Origin of the sequence: Bifidobacterium sp. UBA4282 (assembly GCF_002394995.1) — a bacterium.
GTDB lineage: Bacteria > Actinomycetota > Actinomycetes > Actinomycetales > Bifidobacteriaceae > Bifidobacterium > Bifidobacterium pullorum_B.
Window position 1 is genome coordinate 15,956 of sequence record NZ_DGVO01000035.1, and the last position, 19,522, is coordinate 35,477.

Sequence of the window (19,522 nt, forward strand, 5' to 3'; positions counted from 1 at the left end):
ACTCGTCGAAGTGTTGCTATGAATCAAAGGGGAGATATGAGCAAGCGACTGTACCGTCTTGGTATTGATGTGGGGCTGAATTCGGTTGGGTTGGCAGCCATAGAAGTGGATGAGTCGGGAATGCCATTGCGTATTTTGAATGCGCAGAGCGTTATTCATGATGGAGGTGTCGATCCCCAGAAAAATAAGGAAGCCATTACACGGAAAAAGCAGTCGGGCATCGCACGTCGGACTCGGCGTATGCGCCGCCGCCGTAAGGCACGGCTTGCGAGGCTTGACAATGTGTTGGAGCGGTTGGGATTCCCGATTGTCGAGTCAGAATCCTTAACGGAGCCTTTTGAGGAGTGGGCAGTACGAGGCAGGTTGGCGGAACGATACATCGAAGATGATGATGAGCGGTTGGAAGATATCTCCATCGCTATTCGTCATATTGCTCGGCACCGAGGATGGCGCAATCCTTATCAGCGGGTTGAATCACTGTTGTTGGATACTCCCTATTCTGATAATTACGCTGAGTTGAAGAGCCGCGTGGAGAACCGGATCGGGAACGTGATTGACGACGATCCCACTCCGGGAGAGCTGGTGTGTCAGGTATTGCAGCAAGGTTTTGATGAATCTCCGCGCCTCCGTACGACTACTCGGTCTTCGAATCCGAAAACGGGTTTGCTGCCGACCAAGTTGATGCAATCCGATAATGCCAACGAACTTAAACGTATTTTTGAAGTGCAGCGGGTGGATGAGTCTCATGCGCGGGAACTGCTGCTGGCCATTTTTGATTCCCAAACCCCCAAAGGGTCTGCAGAGTCGCGGGTCGGCAAGGATCCTTTGGATAAAACGCAGAGTCGCGCGTTGAAGGCTTCCCTTGTTTTTCAGCGGTACCGCATTGCTAACGTTATAACGAATCTTCGGATAAAAGAGGGATCCATTGAACGTCCTTTGAATATGGGCGAGAAGAACATAGTTTTTGATTTGCTTGCCTCAACGGATAAAGAAGATTACACGTGGGGAGACGTGGCACAGAAACTTGGGCTGGAACGATCTCAACTCAGGGGCATCGGACAACAAACCAGGGATGGCGAGGACCGTGTGTCCAGCAGGCCTCCAAGGATGGATTCCATTAGGGCGATTCAGTCTTGTTCCGACAGCAAACTCCGGAAGAAATTGAATGCATGGTGGGCGCAAGCCAGCGATAATGGCCAAGAGTCGATGATTGGTCTGTTGTCGAACACTGTAGACATCGACAAGGTGCAAGACGAAGTTACATATTCGGAGGCGATAGATTTCATCAATACGCTTAGCGATGAGGAGCTGAGCAAGTTGGATACCATTGATCTGCCGGCTGGCCGTGTGGCTTATTCGGCAAAAACTTTGCAAGTGCTTACCGAACGTATGCTGCAAACCGACGACGATTTGCATGAAGCGCGCAAACATGTATTTAACGTGGCTGATAATTGGCGTCCTCCGGCAGATCCCATCGGTATGCCTTTGGGCAATCCTTCAGTCGATCGGGTGTTGAAGATCGTTAATCGATATATCGTCAATTGCGTGAAGCGGTGGGGCACTCCTTCATCCGTGCAGATTGAACATGTTCGTGATGGTATGTCTTCGGTTGCGGTGGCTCGTAAAAACAAGAAGGACTATGAAAACGCCATAGCCAAGCGGAGTGAATATCGAAAGGATATAGGGAAACAACTGCATCTCGAAGAAAAGGTGGAGCGGGTACGTGAATCGGATTTGCGCCGGTGGGAAGCGGTGCAGCGGCAGAACGGAAAGTGTCTCTATTGCGGTGCGATGATTACATTCAAAACCTGTGAGATGGACCATATCGTTCCCCGTAAAGGCGTAGGATCGACGAACACGCGTACGAATTTTGCGGCGGTTTGTGCTGAATGTAATCGTTTGAAGAGCAACACCCCGTTCGCGGTATGGGCGCGATCCACCCCGGCTCAGGCCCGGGGTGTGGATATGTCTGAAACAATTCAGCGTGTAGAGGCGTTTATCTTTACGCGAGGCTCCTATACACCTGCTGCTCAGAAAAACTTTAAGCAGGAAGTGATTGCACGGCTTCGTCAAACGGAAGCCGACGAGCCTATTGATAATCGCTCAATGGAATCGGTGGCCTGGATGGCGGATGAGCTGCACCGGCGTATTGATTGGTTCTTCAACCATGAGTCATATCAGTATCCGGATGTGTTGCTGAACACCACGGTAAGGGTGTTTCGCGGTCGTTTGACTTCTGACGCGCGAAAAGCTGCACATATTGAAGATCGGATTCATTTTATCGGTGGAGGCGGTAAGACTCGATTGGACCGCAGACATCACGCAGTGGATGCCGCAGTGATTGCTTTGATGCAACCCGGCATCGCGCAGACGTTGGCTGAACGTGACTCACTGCGTGAGGCTCAGTGGATGGCAGGGAGATTGTATCCCAATGAAATTCCGTGGCAGGAATATCCAAATCCGGGAACGGAACGGTATGAGTCATTCCATAAGTGGCTGGAACAAATGCATAAGTTACTGGAATTACTCAATGATGCTTTGGACAATAATCGGGTTGCGGTAGTGCAGTCGATGAGGCTGGCATTGGGGAATTCTGTCGTGCATGACGATACTGTGCACAAACTGACGAAGGTTCCTTTGAAGTCCGCTATCGACGCTGACACGGTTAGGAAAGCGTCAACTCCTGCTCTGTACTGCGCTTTGACCAGATTGCCTGAGTATGACGAGCAAGATGGTCTGCCGGAGAATGATGAACGTTCCATTACCGTTCATGGTAGGTATGTCGGTCCAGAGGATGAGGTTTCATTTTTTACCTCTGCGGCGGCGCAGATTGCGGTTCGTGGCGGATCCGCAGACATTGGTTCAGCGATTCACCACGCTCGAATCTATCGGTGCTGGGAACAGAAGGCAAAAGGTAAGACAAAGATCTTTTACGGAATGATTCGTGTATTCCAAACTGATCTGATGCGATATCGGAACGAGGACCTCTTCCACGCCCCGTTGTTTGAACAGTCAGTATCCATGAGATATGCCGAAGGTCGTACTGCCAAGGCTGTGTTGGACAATCGTGCGGAATACCTGGGTTGGTTAACCGTGGGAGATACTATCGAGGTGGATTTCGCCGAAGCTCAATTGACTGGACAGATTGCGGAGTTCCGGGATTTTGTTCAATCATTGCCGAACGGGAATTCCCGTGCGTACAGTTGCTGGGTTGTTGATGGGTTTGAGAGTGAATCCAGATTGAAACTCAGACCCAGGCTTTTGGCTAATGAGGGTCTTTCCGCTGTATGCGAAAGTCTGAAATGTGAAGCACCAAACGGTGTATCACAAATTCTTGGTTTGAAGGGATGGAGGGTTGCAATTAATGTTCTTGCAATGTTCAAACCAGTGTGTATAAGGAGAAATGCATTTGGAGAGCCACGCTGGGCAGATAAGACAGCAATGCCTATTTCATGGCGATGGTGTGCAGGTAAGGCTTGAGAAATGCAGAGCGCTTGGCGGGTTGTGGACTGCACCGAAATGGACGGCAGCATTACGTACAAGCGCGGACGTGTGGTTATTGACAGTCGGAGCGCTGCAATTAAACCAGTAGAAGTATCTCTGGCGCAGACAGCAGTGCTTCTGATCGGACAGAAGCTGTATTGTTCTTCGGCGGCTTTGTTCGAGATGGCTCAATATGGCGTCAGCGTTATGCTTTGCGATTGGAGAGGTGTACCAGTAGCGGCGTTACATTCGTGGACGGATTTACCGACCACTGTTACGCAACGTCAGCTGGCTCAATCTCGGCTAAGCGTTCCACGGCGTAAAAATGCATGGGCGCGCCTTGTCCAAGCCAAGATTCGTGGACAAGCTGCATGCTTGGATGCCCTGAAAAAGGAAGGAGGAGGAATCCTCAGAGGGTTGGCAGCGTCAGTAAGATCAGGTGATTCATCCAACATTGAGGGGCAAGCGGCTCGAGAATACTGGAAGAGGGTATTTGATGAGGAGGAACATTTCAAAAGAATACCTGGCCAAGGCGTAGGTAGAAACGCTCAATTAGATTATGCGTACACTGTGCTTAGGTCATTTGCGGTTAAGGCTGTAATATCAGCAGGATTAGCGCCGCCGCTGGGTGTTAACCATCATGGGCGAGGCAATTACTTTTGTTTGGCAGACGATCTTATTGAGCCGTTTCGTGCCGCGATTGACTATCGAGTTGCCCGGTTGGATGCCGACGCTTGCGTATCGGATCGGGCGGTTAAACGAGTGTTGGTCGGTGCATCAAATCAAAGCTTCGACTCTTCCGGTTTGACGATTCCAAGTGCGATGAATGATTTGGCACAGCAATTTGGCATGTATTGCGAGGGGCAAATCGAACGTCTGCATGTGCCAGTGTATGGAGGGCCTGATGAAGAAGGATGAGGAGAGCGGGGGAATGTGGTGCTTGGTAATGTTTGATCTTCCGGTGCAGACTAAGAAACAACGACATGCGGCGACTCAGTTCCGGAATCTTTTGCTGGACATGGGGTACGCGATGGTGCAGTTTTCGGTGTATGCCAGATATACACCGACTCAGGCGGGGAATAGGTCCACTGTTGAAGCCATTAAGGAGAATTTGCCTTCAAAGGGGAAGGTCAGGATACTGCATATTTCCGATAAGCAGTGGGCTAAGGCCTTAAGGTTTTCCAATCTGCAAGAGGAGAAAGAGCAAGACAACACTGACATGCTGCTGCTTTTTTGAACATGGAATGGTCAATTATAGGCGGGAAATGGCCCCTCTTGATAAGCTATCAAGTCTATCAAGAGGGATGAATGCTAATTCCCAGCCATCGTCCTGCGCGTGCTCACCGTGCGCCAAGTCTATCAAGAGGGATGAATGCTAATTCCCAGCTCCTCACGCCACTGTTTGACGGCGATGGCAAGTCTATCAAGAGGGATGAATGCTAATTCCCAGCGCTCCCGCGATTGCTCCACGCGGCAACGCAAGTCTATCAAGAGGGATGAATGCTAATTCCCAGCCTTTCCCGTGTTCAACGCACGCGCAATCCAAGTCTATCAAGAGGGATGAATGCTAATTCCCAGCCGGTGATGAAGGTCTTGTCGATGGTCTCCAAGTCTATCAAGAGGGATGAATGCTAATTCCCAGCTTGGGAGAACGACGGCACCATTTATTACCAAGTCTATCAAGAGGGATGAATGCTAATTCCCAGCATGACTGAGTATGTGGAACAGTATCCCACAAGTCTATCAAGAGGGATGAATGCTAATTCCCAGCCCCGTGATTCAAGAGCAGCGTGTATTGTCAAGTCTATCAAGAGGGATGAATGCTAATTCCCAGCGCAATCCGGGCGAGGCCATAGACGGCGTCAAGTCTATCAAGAGGGATGAATGCTAATTCCCAGCTACGAGATGAACCGGCGCGATCAGTACCCAAGTCTATCAAGAGGGATGAATGCTAATTCCCAGCTCGCGTACACGCTGCCCTGGCTGTTGTTCAAGTCTATCAAGAGGGATGAATGCTAATTCCCAGCTTCTACACCAGCGAGCGGAGCGCCGACTCAAGTCTATCAAGAGGGATGAATGCTAATTCCCAGCTCGCGGGTGAGCTGGTCGGCGATGATGCCAAGTCTATCAAGAGGGATGAATGCTAATTCCCAGCTCGATGGCGTCCGGTTCGAGCGCTTCCGCAAGTCTATCAAGAGGGATGAATGCTAATTCCCAGCTCTGCCGCGTACAGTGTGACGTACATCACAAGTCTATCAAGAGGGATGAATGCTAATTCCCAGCAACCAAACGACTCGTCATGGCCGTGCTTCAAGTCTATCAAGAGGGATGAATGCTAATTCCCAGCTTCGTGGTCGGCGGTATTAAGACCGTGACAAGTCTATCAAGAGGGATGAATGCTAATTCCCAGCCGTGGGTGAACAGGTTCATGACCTTGCGCAAGTCTATCAAGAGGGATGAATGCTAATTCCCAGCTTCCAGCGCCACGTGTTGACGTACTGCTCAAGTCTATCAAGAGGGATGAATGCTAATTCCCAGCAGCGAAGTCAACTATACGGCGGTCGATTCAAGTCTATCAAGAGAGATGAATGCTAATTCCCAGCTTGTAGTAGGGCTTGATGTTGGTTTCCCCAAGTCTATCAAGAGAGATGAATGCTAATTCCCAGCTCTGCACTGGTGGCGTAAGGGTAGCGTTTAAGTCTATCAAGAGGGACGAATGCTAATTCTCGGCAAATACGCTGAATACACTGAATATAAGCAAGTCTATCAAGAGGGATGAATGTGTCTGGATTCAACTTGCTAGTGCAACGTCCGTTGTTGGGTTGATGTTTTGTGATCGTAGTCGGATTGTCTCCTCGTCCCATATCGTATGTTTAACCAATCGCACAATATGTCATTGGACAGCTCAATGGTGTGGACCCTCTCCGCCTCCAATTCGTCGTCGGTGGGAGGAATACGCCCGAAATACACCACGGCATCACCGCCCAACCCCGGATAGTCGCCACGCTCGGCGGCATCCGCCCACGCATCTAACATGTCAGGGGTGACGATGACACCACCTTCGGCCCTGAAACATTCGATATGATCTGACGTATCATGCGGCAAGCGGCACCGCCTCCTCGCGTGCGACCTCGGGAGCCACATTAATGCTGCCGCCACCCCAGATGACGGTATCCAAACCTGCTCTAGCGGTTGCGAAAAACGATGGGTCGCGCAACTTGCGATACGCTGGCCAATCACGCTGATACGCGGACATGTCCAACACGCCCGAATACCCATCATCAAATCGGACGGCCACGTGTGAGCTGTCTAGCGGAACCGCGCTCGTGACCTCAACAAGCTTAGACAAGCCCATGGCGACTCCTTTCAGTTCAATGGGAGGATGTGCTGCACCTCACCTATGAAGCAGATACCAGTTCGTATCAAGTTTATCGCGATGCAACTCGATCTGCGCGACGACCGGATAATGCTGCTTGCGTGGCAATATGAATGTCGGTGCGCACTTCATTTGCGTTGATGATGGCATTCATATGGGCGTCGGATTCCTCAGGAGTGGTGCAGACTGTTTCTCCGTCCAGTACCTCGTCCGTTGCATAGCGTGGCAAGGATTCCATTATCGTCATAATTTCGCCTCCTTGTTAAGGCTCTGCGCAAGTATATCCCTTATGTTTTAGAGTACGTTCCGGATGATACCGTTGAGAGAAAGCAGCGTTTCATAGGTGTATATGTGCCCTGGATATATTCGTGACTCAGTTATCCGGCTAAAGATGATTGGATCGCCGTGCCGTTGAAGTGAGGTATTCCTATGGCGATTGATTATCTGATCAAGGTCATCGAGTGCGAACCTTTACCAGGGTATAGGCTCAAGGTCAGGTGCTCGGATGGTGCTTCGGGTGTGTTCGATATGTCAAAGTATCTGGAACGTGGCGCGTTCAAACAGTTGAAGGCATTGGATGTTTTCAACGCTGTGCATCTGGTTTTCGGTGTGCCGACATGGCCGGGTGATATTGATATCGCGCCGGAGCGTGTGCGTTCCGATATGGTGCCGTGCCAAGAAGAAGATTAAGGCCACGTTGTTGCAGCAAGTGTAGCTATAGATGGTTATGTCGCGAGCGATCGTACTGTTCGCCCGTTCCGGTTCATTCCGTGCCCACCTCCTTCACCGCCCACATATCCATCGCCGAATGCTCCCCGCCGGGCAGCGGACCGTCCAGAAACTCGAATTTCGCCGACCGGTACAATCCGCAGGCCGCCTCCAGCGAGCTGTGCGTCTCCAGATAGCACCGCCGGTAATGCTCGCCCGCAAACGCCAGCGCCCTTTCCAGCAATCGTCGTCCCAACCCGAGTCCACGCCGATCCGCCGCAACATACAGTTTCTGCAGCTCGCACGTATCTTCCGACCCCGGCCATGCAGCGACACCGACCCCGCCGACGACAACGCCGTCCGCACCGAGATCGTGCGTGCCACAAACGTTCGTGTCGTGGCCAGAGACACCGCAACTATCCGCCACGGAATCGCAGTCGTCGCCGCCACCGTCATCATCTCCGGAACCGCGGCCATGTCGAGAGCCAAACCGCTCAACCGCAACCCAATACGCCCCCGGTCGTTCCAATCCCGCGTAATACTCCGCCAGCCGGTCCAGCTGCGGGTCGCAGTATGCGGTGCCGGGCCGGTCCAGCCCCGCATCCTCCAGACTCCGGCGGATCAGCGCAGCCATGGCTGCGTCATCGGCAGGCGTAATCGGTCGAATCATATATGTTGCAGTCATACCGCCATTATCCACCGTCGGCGCGGAACGCGTACTGCCGTACGGGACTGCGAGCCCGCACAAACCCAAGAACCATGGCATCATGCGATTCGCATCCGCACAGGCTGGCGACCTACACGGTGACTTCACCCATTCCCGTTCCGGCGCAATCGGTGTACCGTGGACATCATGCCAGATGTCTCGCCGCAAGCCGCTCCCGACTACACCCCGTGGGCGCTGCGCACGCTCCAGCGCTTCTACGGATACGATTCCTTCCGTGGTCGGCAGTTGGAGGTCATCACTGCCATCCTCAATCGTCGCGATGTGCTGGCCGTCATGCCGACGGGCGCCGGCAAATCCGTCTGTTACCAGATTCCCGCCTGCGCGGCCGGCAAGGGCGGCCATCCTGCCCTGGTTCTGGTCATTACCCCGCTGCGGGCGCTCATGCACGATCAGGTCAACCAGCTGAATGCCCGCGGTATTCCCGCCGCGCTGATCGACTCCGCCACCGGGCGGGAGGAGCACATTCGTATCGAGCAGGAGATTCGCAACGGGGCGGTGCGTCTGCTGTATGTCTCGCCCGAACGGTTGACCGCGCCCGGATTCGTGCGGTACTGCCAATCCATTCGCATCCGTCTGATCGCCGTCGATGAGGCGCACTGCGTATTCCAATGGGGACAGGATTTTCGCCCCGACTATCTGGGCATTGCGGATTTCATCGAGCAGCTGCCGGAACGTCCGGTCGTCGCCGCGTTCACCGCCACCGCCACGCCGGAGACCCGGACCGGTATCATACGCAACCTGCGATTGCGGGACCCGCTATCCGCTGCCGCCGGCTTCGACCGACCGAACCTGTTCTTCGACAGGCGTCGGGTGAACGGCAAGACGGAACGCACCGAATACGTCATAGATTATGCCCGTCGGCATCCGGGGGAGGGCGGCATCGTCTACTGCATGTCGCGGGACCGGACCGAGGAACTGGCTGAAGCGTTGAAGGATGCCGGAGTCAACGCCGAATACTTCCACGCCCGAATGGATGAGACGCGCAAGACACGGGTGCAGGACGGGTTCCTGAACGACGACATCGATGTCATCACAGCCACCACCGCGTTCGGCATGGGTGTCGACAAGCCCGATGTGCGCTGGGTGATCAACGACAGCGTTCCATCCAGCATGGAGGAGTACTACCAGGAGGCCGGACGTGCCGGAAGGGACGGGCAGCCGGCCACCTGTACGCTGTTGTGGAGCGAATTCGATTTCGAACTGCACCGGCGGCGTATTAGGGACTCCGTCGGCACCGCGCTCGCGGATGAGAACGACCGCAAGCGGGCCAAGGAGGCGGCATTGGCCCGAAGCCGCGCGATGGAACGGTATTGCGATGCCTCCGCATGTCTGCGCGGACAGATTCTGCGATATTTCGGCGACCGTCCGGAATCGGCATCGTGCGGTGCCTGCGGGTATTGCACAAGGCGACAAGCCGCAGCGGATGTCAGGTCGCGTACCGATGGGCACGGCGGTCGTGCGCCATCCCGCACGGTGGTCGTCGAGTCGATGGTCGTCGATCCGCAGTTGAAGACGCGGATTGCGGCGTATGTGCGCAATATCTATGCCGAACAGGGGCATGGGTATGGCGTCGCGAAAATCGTCAACGCGATCCAGGGGTCGCGAAGTCTGAACGTTACCGGTTGCGGATTGGACCGGATCGACGGTTACGGTTCCGCGCCGCATGCCACGAGCGCTCAGATTCGTGCGGCGGTCAAACAGTTGCTGTCCGATGGGGTTCTCGTCCACGGGGAGCATAAGGCGTTGGAGCCGGTGGATCCAGAGGCATAAAACCGGGCGTCGTAGCCGTCTTCTTTTTTTTTGGGGGGGGGGCATGCGCCATCGCGGTTTCTATCCGCACGGTGTACCGTGGAGTCATGTCGAACGATTCGCATGCCACCCCCGAGCCGCCCCGCCCCGCCGACCTTTGGCATGAAGACCTGTGTCGGCAGGGCTCGCGCGCTGACCGTATCCTGTTCTGCGGCGACATCCACGACAAGGGCAAACGCCTGTGCCCGCTGATCGAACGCGCGGCCGACCGCGTGGACGCTGGCACCATCGTGCTGCTGGGCGACCTGCTCAATGAGTGGGGCATCTCGTCCGCCGGCGAGGTGGCCGCGTTCGAATACCTGGCCGCCTGGGTGGAGTCCCAGCGCAAGTCCCGCAGTGTGGTGGTGCTGCTCGGCAATCACGACCTGACCTACTACGTGGATTCCGGAACGCCGAATTTCCGCGCGTTCGCCGGCACCTGTCCCGGATTCAACCCCACTGCCTACCCGGATGTGCATTATTTGCTGTGCATGATGAAGCCCCGGCTCATGTTCGGCTTCACCGATGCGGCCGGGCGTGGCACGCTCGCCTCGCATGCCGGCCTGACCCACGGTTGGTATGAGTGGATGTGGGAGCGTCTGACCGCCGCGGATGAGCCGCGCCCGGAGTCGCCGTCCGCCGAAGCGATCGCCGACCAGGTCGATGCGTTCGCCGCCGGCCATATCGGCGGCGGCATCCGCCCGTTCGGGGTGATGGTGGGTCGGGCGCGTGGCGGCTGGGATACCGCTGCGCCCTCGCCCTGCTGGGCCGACCGGACGGAGCTGGCGGCCGATCCGCTGCCGGGATTCCGGCAGGTCGTCGGCCATACGCCGGTGCCGACCGTCCTGTTCCAGCGGAGCGCGGCCGGTGCATGCGTCGGGAATCCCGTCGACTTGTGGTTCTGCGATACGCATTCGTTGATGCGCAACGGCGTGCCGATCGGTGACGGGTCGATGCTGCTGGTCGATCGTGTGACCGGCGGCGCGTGGCGTGTGCCCATCGCCGACGAATGATCGCCGTCTGACGTTTCCGGACGATCGATTCCAGGCGATCGATTCCGGCCGACTGGTTCCGGCCGGCTGACGGCGGTGCGGCTTCGCTCCGAATCGGGTAGGCTTCTGCTGTAGGAAGAGAGGAGCCGACGATGGCGATGTATTTCACGACCGACACCCATTTCGGGCATCCGTTGGTGTCGGCACTGCGCGGGTTCATCACGATCCCCGACATCAAGGCCGGCTACGATCGCATCGTCGCGGAACAGGGGCGCGCCGAGGCGACCCGGTACGTCAAACGGACCGCCACCGACCGGAACCTGCGGATGGCGGATATCGCCGACACCGATGCACACGACACCGCCGTCATTGCCTCGATCAACGCCACGCTGACCCCGGCGGACGAGCTGTGGGTCATGGGCGATGTCGGCTACCGCACGTCGATGGAGCATATCCGCCACTGCCTGCACGCCATCCACGCGCGCCGGCTGCATCTGGTCGTCGGCAACCATGACGTGAATTTCCATCACCGGGAGTTGGACGGCGAATGGCATCACGCCTTCGCCACCATCCAGGATTCGGCGACCGTCACCATCGGCGGTGTCGAGTACCATCTCAGCCACTTCCCGTACCGGGAGGATATGGACGGCTATCGTGACCCGACCGGCGACGTGTCCGACAACGCCTACGACCCCGGATACGCGCCCGACGCGCTGCCCCGGGACGGGCGTCGTCTGCTGTTCGGACATACGCACCAGCACACCAAGGCCGGACGGTCGGCGGATTCGCTGCACGTCGGATTGGACTCGTGGGACCTGCGGCCGGTGAGCGAAGCGCAGATCATGCAATGGTTCGACGGCGTGCGTTACTGACCTTAGAATCGCAGACGCATCTGGTACCAGGTCACGTCGCCGTGTGTGGAGGCGGAGACGCCTTCGTTCTCGAAACCGAGCCGCCCGTAGAACCCGATGAGCCGATCCTTGCAGGTCAGCACCAATCCCGCGCGGCCGGCGTCGCGCGCGTCCTCGATCGCCGCGCGCAACAGTTCGCTCGCATACCCGCGGTGACGGTATGCGGGCGCGGTGTCCACGCCGAAGATCATCTGCCAGGCGCCCCGTTCGTCGTGCATGGCGGCGTTCTCGTACATCTCGTCGGTCAGGTCCGGTTCGTCGGTCGTGAACCCGTTGACGAACGCGGCGAGCCTGCCGTCCCGGACCGTCGTCGCATCGCGGTCCGTCGTCTCGTCGTCCACCATCAGCCAGAAGTGGTTCGGATACACGGCCAGCCGCGCACGCACCTCGCGTTCGTCTGCCGCCTCGGCGGCCGGGAAGCAGGCGGCCTCCACCAATGCGATCGCCGCGGCGTCGTCCAATGTCGCATGTCGGATTCTCATATGGACCACTGTAGTCGGGGTCTCGCCACCGGTGGTCGGTCGCGGCCATGCGCGGGCACGAGCCGGGGCGAACGGGCATCGGTCGGTCCCTGCCGGATACCGGATGTTCATCTGCTTGTCGGCGGGGCTGAGCGCGCGTTGATGCCGCGATTGGTAAGATGGTGCCACGGAACGCGGCGACCGGTGCCGCGCCGGAGCCATGAAGGAGACATCATGTTTGGCTCGGTTTTTGGGGCGCTTGTGACTGTGATCGTCGTGCTGGTCGTCATCGTCGCGGTGCTCGCCGCATCGTTGTTCATCGTGCCGCAGCAGCAGGCGTACATCATCGAGCGGTTCGGCAAATTCAACAAGGTGCAGTTCGCGGGCATCCACGTGAAGATCCCGTTCGTGGATCGCATCGCCATGAAGACGAACATGCGCGTCTCGCAGATCAACGTGCAGCTGGAGACCAAGACGCTCGACAACGTGTTCGTGACGGTGGTGGCCTCCACGCAGTTCCGCGTGAACCCGCAGGATGTGGCCACCGCCTACTATGAGCTGCGCGACCCGGCCGGCCAGCTGCGCTCCTACATGGAGGACGCCCTGCGTTCCGCGATCCCGGCCCTGAGCCTGGACGACGCGTTCGCCCGCAAGGACGACGTGGCCTCCGACGTGCAGAAGACCGTCGGCGCCGAGATGGCGCGCTTCGGCTTCACCGTGGTCAAGACGCTGATCACCGCGATCGACCCGAGCCCGCAGGTCAAGAGCGCGATGGACTCCATCAACGCCGCCCAGCGCGAGAAGGAAGCCACCCGTCAGCGCGCCGAGGCCCAGCGCATCCAGATCGAGACCCAGGCCGCCGCCGAGGCCGAGAAGACCCGCCTGCAGGGTGAGGGCCAGGCGAACTACCGCCGCGAGATCGCCAACGGCATCGTCGACCAGATCAAGAGCCTGCAGGCCGTGGGCATGGACATCAACAACGTGAACAACGTCGTGCTGTTCAACCAGTATCTGGACGTCATGCGCTCGCTGTCCGAATCGAACAACGCCAAGACCGTGGTGCTGCCCGCCTCGACCCCCGGCGGCTACCAGGATCTCTATGAGCAGGTCACCAAGGCCATGCTCACCGCCGGCGAAGCCGGTAAGTAATGCGCGAAGCCGATAGGTAATGTGCGATCGGGGAGTTGCGTGCTGTGACGGCACACTCCCGAACGACTAGTGCGAAGGTTCCCCTCCGCCGCGTTCCAACCCTGCGATTGGGCGGAACCCGAAGGTGGGGAACCTTTTGCGTATGCGACTAACTGTCATATGCGTGGTTGATACACATTCCTTTAGCTGTGACACCAGATTGTGCGTCCGGCCTTGATGGTGGCCAGAACCTGCAGGTTGCGTAGGGCTGCGGGGGAGTCCACGGAATCCGGGGAGATGCTGTGCTCCGGCACGTCGCAATCCAGCGGATTGCGTTCCACAATCGCCAGATCGGCCAGTTTGCCGACCTCCAACGTGCCTTTACGATGCTGCTCGCCATACTGGGCGGCCGCGTTCACGGTCACGGCCTTCAATCCGTCATAGATGCCCACGCACTGGGCCGGATCCAGCTGAACGCCGGCCTTCGTCACGCGCGTGGCCGCGCACCATACCGATTCGAACAGGTTCGGCTCAATCACCGGCGAATCGGTGTGGAATGTGAACGGCAGCCCCAAGTCGAGCGCATCGTGCACCCGGCTGATCTCCGAGGCGCGTGCCATGCCCATATTGGCGATGTGCGCATCGCCCCAATACCAGGTGTGCGCCACGAAAATCGACGGAATCACCCCCAGCGTGCGCATCCGCTCGTACTGGTCGCGCCGGGCGAACTGGCAGTGGACCATCACCGGCCGCAACTCATGCCTGTGCGGATTCGTCGACTCCCGCAACGCCCGCTCCACCAGATCGAGATACGCGTCGGAGGCGGCGTCGCCATTGCAATGGCAGAGCAGTTGGTGTCCCTCGTCAAACGCCGCCAGCGCGAACCGATATGCGGCGTCCAGGTCCACGGTCGCATGTCCCCGGTACCCCGCACCCTCCGGACCGGGCGTATACGGTTCGGTCAGCCACGCGGTGCGTGCCTGCGGGGAACCATCCATGAACAGCTTGCGGCCGCCGAAGCGGAACCCGCCGTGGTAGGCGGTGGAATCGTACCGTGCGAATTCACGGAACACGCCATCCACATCCTCGCCGAACATCGGGTAGGAGACCAGATCCACGCGGAATCCGCCATGATCGGCGATGTCGGCGAACACGGCGGCGTCATGCGCGGTGGTGGCGCCATCCTGCACGGTGGTGATGCCATGCGAAGCGTAGAGATCCTGCATGTCGCCGACCAGCGCATGCATATCCAACCGCTGATGCGACTGGATATAGGTGAACACCGGCGACATGGCCGGCGGCTCCACGCAACGGCCGTCCGGCCTGCCGTCCGCATCCCGCAGGTAACGGCCTCCGGTCGGGTCGGGGGTGTCGGCATCGATGCCGGCGAGCTGCAGCATGCGGGTGTTGCAGGCCAGATTATGACCGGAGACGTGGTTGACGACCACCGGCAGCGTGGCGCTCACCCGGTCGAGCACCGTGCGGTCCGGCATCCGGTGTTCGACCAGCGTGGCATCGTCCAATCCCACGCCGATCAGGATCACGCCGTCGTCAGGTTGCGCCGGTGCCGTCGCCGTGTCGGCGGTTTTGAGCCAGCCGCGCCGCCGCGCGAAGTCGGTGAGCAGCCGGGCCACATCGTCGAAGTCCCGCGCTCCGCTCAGATCGGCGGCGGTGAAATATTGTGTGGCGCCGCTGAAATGCGAATGGGGGTCGATCAGGCCGGGCATGACGCAATGGCCTTCGCAATCGATCTCACGAGCCAAGGAACCGGATGTGGTGCGCCGCAGCTGTGCGGCGCGGTCGCGGGCCTGCTCCAATGATCCGGTGAAGGTGATGGTGCCGTCATCGCCCACCAGCATGGCCTCGAAGGTATCGTGCTCGCCGGTCATCGGCAGAAACCTGGCATTGACATACAGATCCATGGTGTCCTCGCTTTCGTCGGCTGGAAGCGAGTCTACGCCTAGAAACTGAACGAGGCCGGGACACCCCCCGTTGTAGGAGTTGTCCGGCTTCGTTTCAGAGGGTACGGCGGAGTATTCCCGGTGTGGGATGGGTCCGCGGACATGCGGGATCCGCTGAACCTGGCAGCAGTTCCGTCAGCTGTTCAGGAAGTCCCCGATTCGGGCGGCGGCCGCATACCCCTTGCGGTACATGCGCTCCAACCCCTCGTAGGTCTTGGTCAGCGTGCTCAGCCCGCACAGGTCGTCGGGGGCCAGAATCAGCGCGATGCCTTGCCTCTCGTACTCCTTGGCCAGCGCCACTTCGTCGTTGTAGGTCTTGTACCGGTTGAGCAGGCGCTCGGCGGCCGCCGGATACAGGTGCTTGAGCACGCGCGCGGGGGCGACATCCTTCTTCTGCTCGCGCAGCTCGTCCTTCAGCCGGGTCAGCACCACCACAATGCGGTCGCAACCGTCGTCCACCGCCTTCTGCACCGGCACCGGGTCGGCGATGCCGCCGTCGTAGTACGGCACGCCGTCGATCACATACGGTTCGTTGGCCACCGGCACCGAGCTGGAGGCCTTGATCGGGTCGATCGACTCGTAGCCCATGTCGGAACGGGTGAAGTACTTGGTGGAGCCGTCGCGCGCGTCGCAGGCCACCACGGTGAACTCGGCGGGATTGCCGAGGAAGGCCTCGTAGTCCAACGGGTTTTCGCCGTCATGGTTGCTCAGCGTGCTGTACACGTAGTCCAGGTCCACGAAGTTGTGCGCCTTGAGGAAGTTCTCAGTGCTCGCGTACTCCTTGCGGAACGCGTACTGGGTGTAGAACGTGTGGTTGCGGCCATGCTGGCCGGCCAGGAACGAGGTCAGGTTCGCGCTGCCGGCCGAAACGCCGTAGCAGCTGTCGAAGGTGATGCCGTCCTCCAGACACCGGTCGAGCACGCCCGCGCCGAAGATCGCGCGATAACCGCCACCCACGTCGATGATGGCCGTTTTATGTGCCGCCTGCGTTGCCTGTACCGTCTGCGTTGTCTGTGCCGCCTGTGCCGTCTGCGTCATCGTCAAACCCCTTTCGCGCTATGATTGGCGAGCTTACGCGCCCGGCCTCGACATTTCCGCCGGCGGCTGCTAGTTTCCCGACACGCCCGACTTGTGTGGACTGTGACACTTTTGTGACCGTGATACGAGTTCAGACCCTTGATATTCCGCCGTTTTGCACCTTGTGTCAGAGTCACGATGCATCAGAGTCCGCAGAAGCCGGGCGTGTTGGCGCGGGAAGGGGCTTGCGGACTGCAGGAGGGAGTCTGACGGGTGCCGCGGGAGATCCCGGGAAGAGCGCTATGGGCGCTGCAGGAGGTCCCGTGCCAGGGCGGCGACGCGCGGCGACGGGTCGGAATTCGCCAGCTCCACACCGCCAACGGCGTCCTCGGGCGCCAGTTTGCCCAATGATTCCAGCACCACATGCAGATGCCGCACCGTGCCCTCGTTGCCGTCGATGATGGCCGCCGAATCGGGCAGCAACTCGCGGAAGTACCCGCGGTAGAACACGAAGTGCGTGCAGCCGAGCACCACGGCGTCGATCGAATCCAGGTCGTAGTGGTCGAAATACCCGTGCAGCGTGCGCATCACCAGATCATGATCGTCCAGTCGCCCGCTCTCCACGATCGACACCAGATCAGGACACGGCTCCGGGTGAATCGTATGATCGGCCTTGAATCGGTCCATCAGCGCGGCGAACTTGCGCTCCCGCAGCGTCAGCGGCGTGGCGGCCACAATCACCCGCTGACGTTCCCCGTGTCCGCGGTCGCAGGCCACCTTGAGCGCCGGTTCCATGCCGATGATCGGGATCTCATACGTGTCCCGCAGCTCGTTGACCGCGGCCGAAGTGGCGGTGTTGCAGGCGATCACCACCGCCTTGACACCTTGTTTCACGAAGTGTTCCACGATGGCGAACGAGAGCTCGCGCACCTGTTCCGGCGTCTTCGTGCCGTAGGGGGCGTTGGCGGAATCGCCGAAGTACAGCACCCGCTCATGCGGCATGGCGCGGCGGATTTCGTGCGCCACCGAGATGCCGCCCAATCCGGAATCGAACACGCCGATCGGTGCCGTTGATGCCATGCCGCCTCCTGTGTCGTCTGTATACCGTCCGTGCGCGTACGGTCGCACACGGTGTCCTCTCCAGAATACCGTCCCGCCCCGGGGTGGCGGTAGGCTCGAAGCCATGAGCATTCCCCATGACGTTTTCAAGGCGCACGCCACCGGCAACGATTTCGTGGTGTATCTGGACCCTGACGGCCGGTACGAGCCGACCGCCGACGAGGTGCGGTTCTTGTGCGACCGGCATTTCGGCATCGGCGGCGACGGCCTGATCCGTCTGACCCATCCCGCGATGGTGTCCGACCTGAACGCGGAGCAGATCGCCGAATGCGCGGACGGTGACGCCGCATGGTTCATGGACTACCGCAACGCCGACGGGTCGCTGGCGGAGATGTGCGGCAACGGCACGCGGGCGATCACGCTGTTCGCCCAGCGCCAGGGCATCGCCGACGGCCCCGGCGGCGAACCGTTCCGGCTGGGCACGCGCGCCGGGGTGAAGGTGCTGACCTCGCTGGGCGATGTGGCGCCATATGGCAGGGATGTGTTCCAGGTGCGGATGGGCGCCTGGTCCAAGGGCGCGGACGATGCGTATACGGTCACGATCCCCGGCATGCCGGGCGAGGGGCGCGGCACGTTCGTGGATATGGGTAACCCGCATGTGGTGGTGCCGTTGGAGCAACCCGGGGCGACGCTGCCGGACGTGGAGGGCCTGGACCTGACCGTCAAGCCGGTGGTGACGCCGACGATCGAAACCGATCAGAATGTGGAGTTCGTCCGGATCGACGACGCGTCCGACCCGCACGGCATCGGCAAGGCCACGATGCGCGTGCACGAACGCGGCTGCGGGGAGACGCTGTCCTGCGGCACCGGCCTGTGTGCCACGGGCGTGGTGCTGCGCGGGCGGACGCGGATCGACCATTGGGATATCACGGTGCGCGGCGGTATCGTGCGCGTCGACGTGGACGACACCGAGGTCGTGCTCACCGGTCCCGCCACCATCGTGGGCCGAATCAGCCTGCAGTAGCGGAGTGCCGCCGCAACCGGTCCAAATACCGACAGTGGATACGCCAGTGGCCCGTGCGCGCATGCACGGGCCACTGGCGAAGCGGGAAACGACCCGGACGAGAGCGAACAACGTCGGTCCAGCCGCCATCCGGGTGCGCTAGGCGAACAGCGCCGGTCCGTCGACCACCAGGATCAGTGTGATGACGGCGAGCACCCACACTGCGTCCATCATCAGGTCGATATGGAGCCGGTAGTAGGTGCGCAAACCCTCGGCCTTCGGCGGCAGCCCCTGCACCACCACCGTGGCATGTGACAGCGCCATGAACTGGATGGTGGTGGAGAACATCAGCACCATGCACCATGGGCATAGCGCGTTGATGACGAACATCGACTGGCTGAACAGCCAGTAGGCGTAGGCCAGCGCCGCCAGCCCGCCGAACCAGGTGCAGGCGGCGAACCAGCGCGGCACGCGCACCTGGCACAGGCCGATGACGGCCACGGTCACGAACACCGATTCGGCGGCGATGCCGAAGAACGCGTTCGGATAGCTCAGCCCGCCGAACTTGACGATCTCCGCCTGCCAGGACTGCGCCACCGTGGAGCAGGAGAGCACGCCGTTGATGTCGCAGCCGAGCGTCTGATTCGGATGCCGGGCGAGCTGCAGGGTTTCGGCCGAAAGCACGAATGAGGCGAACAACGCCACCGCGGAGGCGATCAGCATGATCAGGTACGTCCACTGCGCGGTATGCCGCCAGCCGCCCAGCAGGCTGCGCCCCGGAATCGTCAGCCCGGAACGCGCCGTGGTCGTATCCGCGTCATAATCGGTTGCGGTTGTCGGAGACTGCGTCGAATCGTTCATCATCATCCTTCGTGTCCGCGCGGACGCCACCCATGGCGTTCGCCATA

General features: G+C 59.3%; 17 protein-coding genes and 1 CRISPR repeat array. Of the genes, 9 read left to right on the forward strand and 8 right to left on the reverse strand.

The genetic code is table 11. The annotated features are described in order from the left end of the window. Positions 1–36 precede the first annotated feature (36 nt). Genes cas9 through cas2 form a run of 3 tightly spaced genes read left to right on the forward strand, consistent with a single transcriptional unit; the run spans position 37 to position 4,720 of the window. Entirely contained in the window at positions 37–3,480 is a 3,444-nt protein-coding gene (gene cas9 / locus B4C31_RS05005; RefSeq protein WP_291531582.1) for a type II CRISPR RNA-guided endonuclease Cas9, read from the forward strand. Between the two features lie 3 nt (positions 3,481–3,483). Continuing rightward, the gene (cas1, locus tag B4C31_RS05010; protein ID WP_291531583.1) at positions 3,484–4,401 is read left to right on the forward strand and encodes a type II CRISPR-associated endonuclease Cas1; all 918 of its coding nucleotides are present in this window, start codon (positions 3,484–3,486) and stop codon (positions 4,399–4,401) included. Continuing rightward, positions 4,388–4,720, forward strand: a complete 333-nt coding sequence (cas2, locus tag B4C31_RS05015; protein WP_291531584.1) for a CRISPR-associated endonuclease Cas2 — start codon at positions 4,388–4,390, stop codon at positions 4,718–4,720. Before cas1 ends, cas2 begins: the two co-directional genes overlap by 14 nt. Before the next feature lie 50 nt (positions 4,721–4,770). Further along, a CRISPR array of direct repeats spans positions 4,771–6,214; the repeat unit is 36 nt; unit sequence CAAGTCTATCAAGAGGGATGAATGCTAATTCCCAGC. A 363-nt stretch (positions 6,215–6,577) separates the two neighbouring features. On the opposite strand, the gene B4C31_RS05020 is transcribed toward cas2, so the two are convergent. Together B4C31_RS05020 and B4C31_RS05025 are read right to left on the reverse strand one after the other, a co-directional pair. Continuing rightward, positions 6,578–6,838, reverse strand: coding sequence for a DUF2442 domain-containing protein (locus tag B4C31_RS05020; RefSeq protein WP_033509643.1), 261 nt, complete (start codon positions 6,836–6,838; stop codon positions 6,578–6,580). A gap of 73 nt (positions 6,839–6,911) precedes the next feature. Beyond that, entirely contained in the window at positions 6,912–7,106 is a 195-nt protein-coding gene (locus B4C31_RS05025) for a hypothetical protein (RefSeq protein WP_152595078.1), read from the reverse strand. Between the two features lie 182 nt (positions 7,107–7,288). Between B4C31_RS05025 and B4C31_RS05030 the strand changes: the two genes are divergently transcribed. Then, positions 7,289–7,549: a DUF2442 domain-containing protein gene (locus B4C31_RS05030; protein ID WP_033509644.1), complete on the forward strand. Its 261-nt coding sequence runs from the start codon at positions 7,289–7,291 to the stop codon at positions 7,547–7,549. 73 nt (positions 7,550–7,622) lie between these two features. Here the strand turns inward: B4C31_RS05030 and B4C31_RS05035 are convergent, their stop codons facing one another. After that, positions 7,623–8,252, reverse strand: coding sequence for a GNAT family N-acetyltransferase (locus B4C31_RS05035; protein WP_291531585.1), 630 nt, complete (start codon positions 8,250–8,252; stop codon positions 7,623–7,625). 168 nt (positions 8,253–8,420) lie between these two features. Here B4C31_RS05035 and B4C31_RS05040 point away from each other — a divergent pair, with 168 nt between their 5' ends. The 3 genes from B4C31_RS05040 to B4C31_RS05050 all read left to right on the forward strand — a co-directional run bounded on the left by B4C31_RS05040 (position 8,421) and on the right by B4C31_RS05050 (position 11,946). Further along, complete coding sequence (locus B4C31_RS05040) at positions 8,421–10,064, forward strand: RecQ family ATP-dependent DNA helicase (protein WP_291531586.1); 1,644 nt, start codon at positions 8,421–8,423, stop codon at positions 10,062–10,064. An 86-nt stretch (positions 10,065–10,150) separates the two neighbouring features. Continuing rightward, positions 10,151–11,095: a metallophosphoesterase gene (locus B4C31_RS05045; protein ID WP_291531587.1), complete on the forward strand. Its 945-nt coding sequence runs from the start codon at positions 10,151–10,153 to the stop codon at positions 11,093–11,095. A gap of 131 nt (positions 11,096–11,226) precedes the next feature. Then, a complete protein-coding gene (locus B4C31_RS05050; protein ID WP_291531588.1) occupies positions 11,227–11,946 on the forward strand; it encodes a phosphoesterase in 720 nt (239 codons plus the stop codon). Between the two features lie 2 nt (positions 11,947–11,948). Here the strand turns inward: B4C31_RS05050 and B4C31_RS05055 are convergent, their stop codons facing one another. Then, complete coding sequence (locus B4C31_RS05055; protein ID WP_291531589.1) at positions 11,949–12,467, reverse strand: GNAT family N-acetyltransferase; 519 nt, start codon at positions 12,465–12,467, stop codon at positions 11,949–11,951. A gap of 213 nt (positions 12,468–12,680) precedes the next feature. Between B4C31_RS05055 and B4C31_RS05060 the strand changes: the two genes are divergently transcribed. After that, positions 12,681–13,595, forward strand: a complete 915-nt coding sequence (locus B4C31_RS05060; protein ID WP_291531590.1) for an SPFH domain-containing protein — start codon at positions 12,681–12,683, stop codon at positions 13,593–13,595. Between the two features lie 182 nt (positions 13,596–13,777). On the opposite strand, the gene B4C31_RS05065 is transcribed toward B4C31_RS05060, so the two are convergent. From B4C31_RS05065 to murI, 3 genes are all read right to left on the reverse strand, one after another. Then, complete coding sequence (locus B4C31_RS05065; RefSeq protein ID WP_291531591.1) at positions 13,778–15,496, reverse strand: amidohydrolase; 1,719 nt, start codon at positions 15,494–15,496, stop codon at positions 13,778–13,780. Positions 15,497–15,670: 174 nt separating this feature from the next. Beyond that, entirely contained in the window at positions 15,671–16,573 is a 903-nt protein-coding gene (locus tag B4C31_RS05070; protein WP_291531592.1) for a patatin-like phospholipase family protein, read from the reverse strand. A gap of 279 nt (positions 16,574–16,852) precedes the next feature. Next, the gene (gene murI / locus B4C31_RS05075) at positions 16,853–17,632 is read right to left on the reverse strand and encodes a glutamate racemase (protein ID WP_033507795.1); all 780 of its coding nucleotides are present in this window, start codon (positions 17,630–17,632) and stop codon (positions 16,853–16,855) included. A gap of 103 nt (positions 17,633–17,735) precedes the next feature. Here murI and dapF point away from each other — a divergent pair, with 103 nt between their 5' ends. After that, positions 17,736–18,635, forward strand: coding sequence for a diaminopimelate epimerase (gene dapF, locus B4C31_RS05080; protein ID WP_291531593.1), 900 nt, complete (start codon positions 17,736–17,738; stop codon positions 18,633–18,635). A gap of 138 nt (positions 18,636–18,773) precedes the next feature. Here dapF and B4C31_RS05085 read toward each other — a convergent pair whose 3' ends face one another. Further along, a complete protein-coding gene (locus B4C31_RS05085; protein ID WP_291531594.1) occupies positions 18,774–19,475 on the reverse strand; it encodes a vitamin K epoxide reductase family protein in 702 nt (233 codons plus the stop codon). Positions 19,476–19,522: the final 47 nt, after the last annotated feature.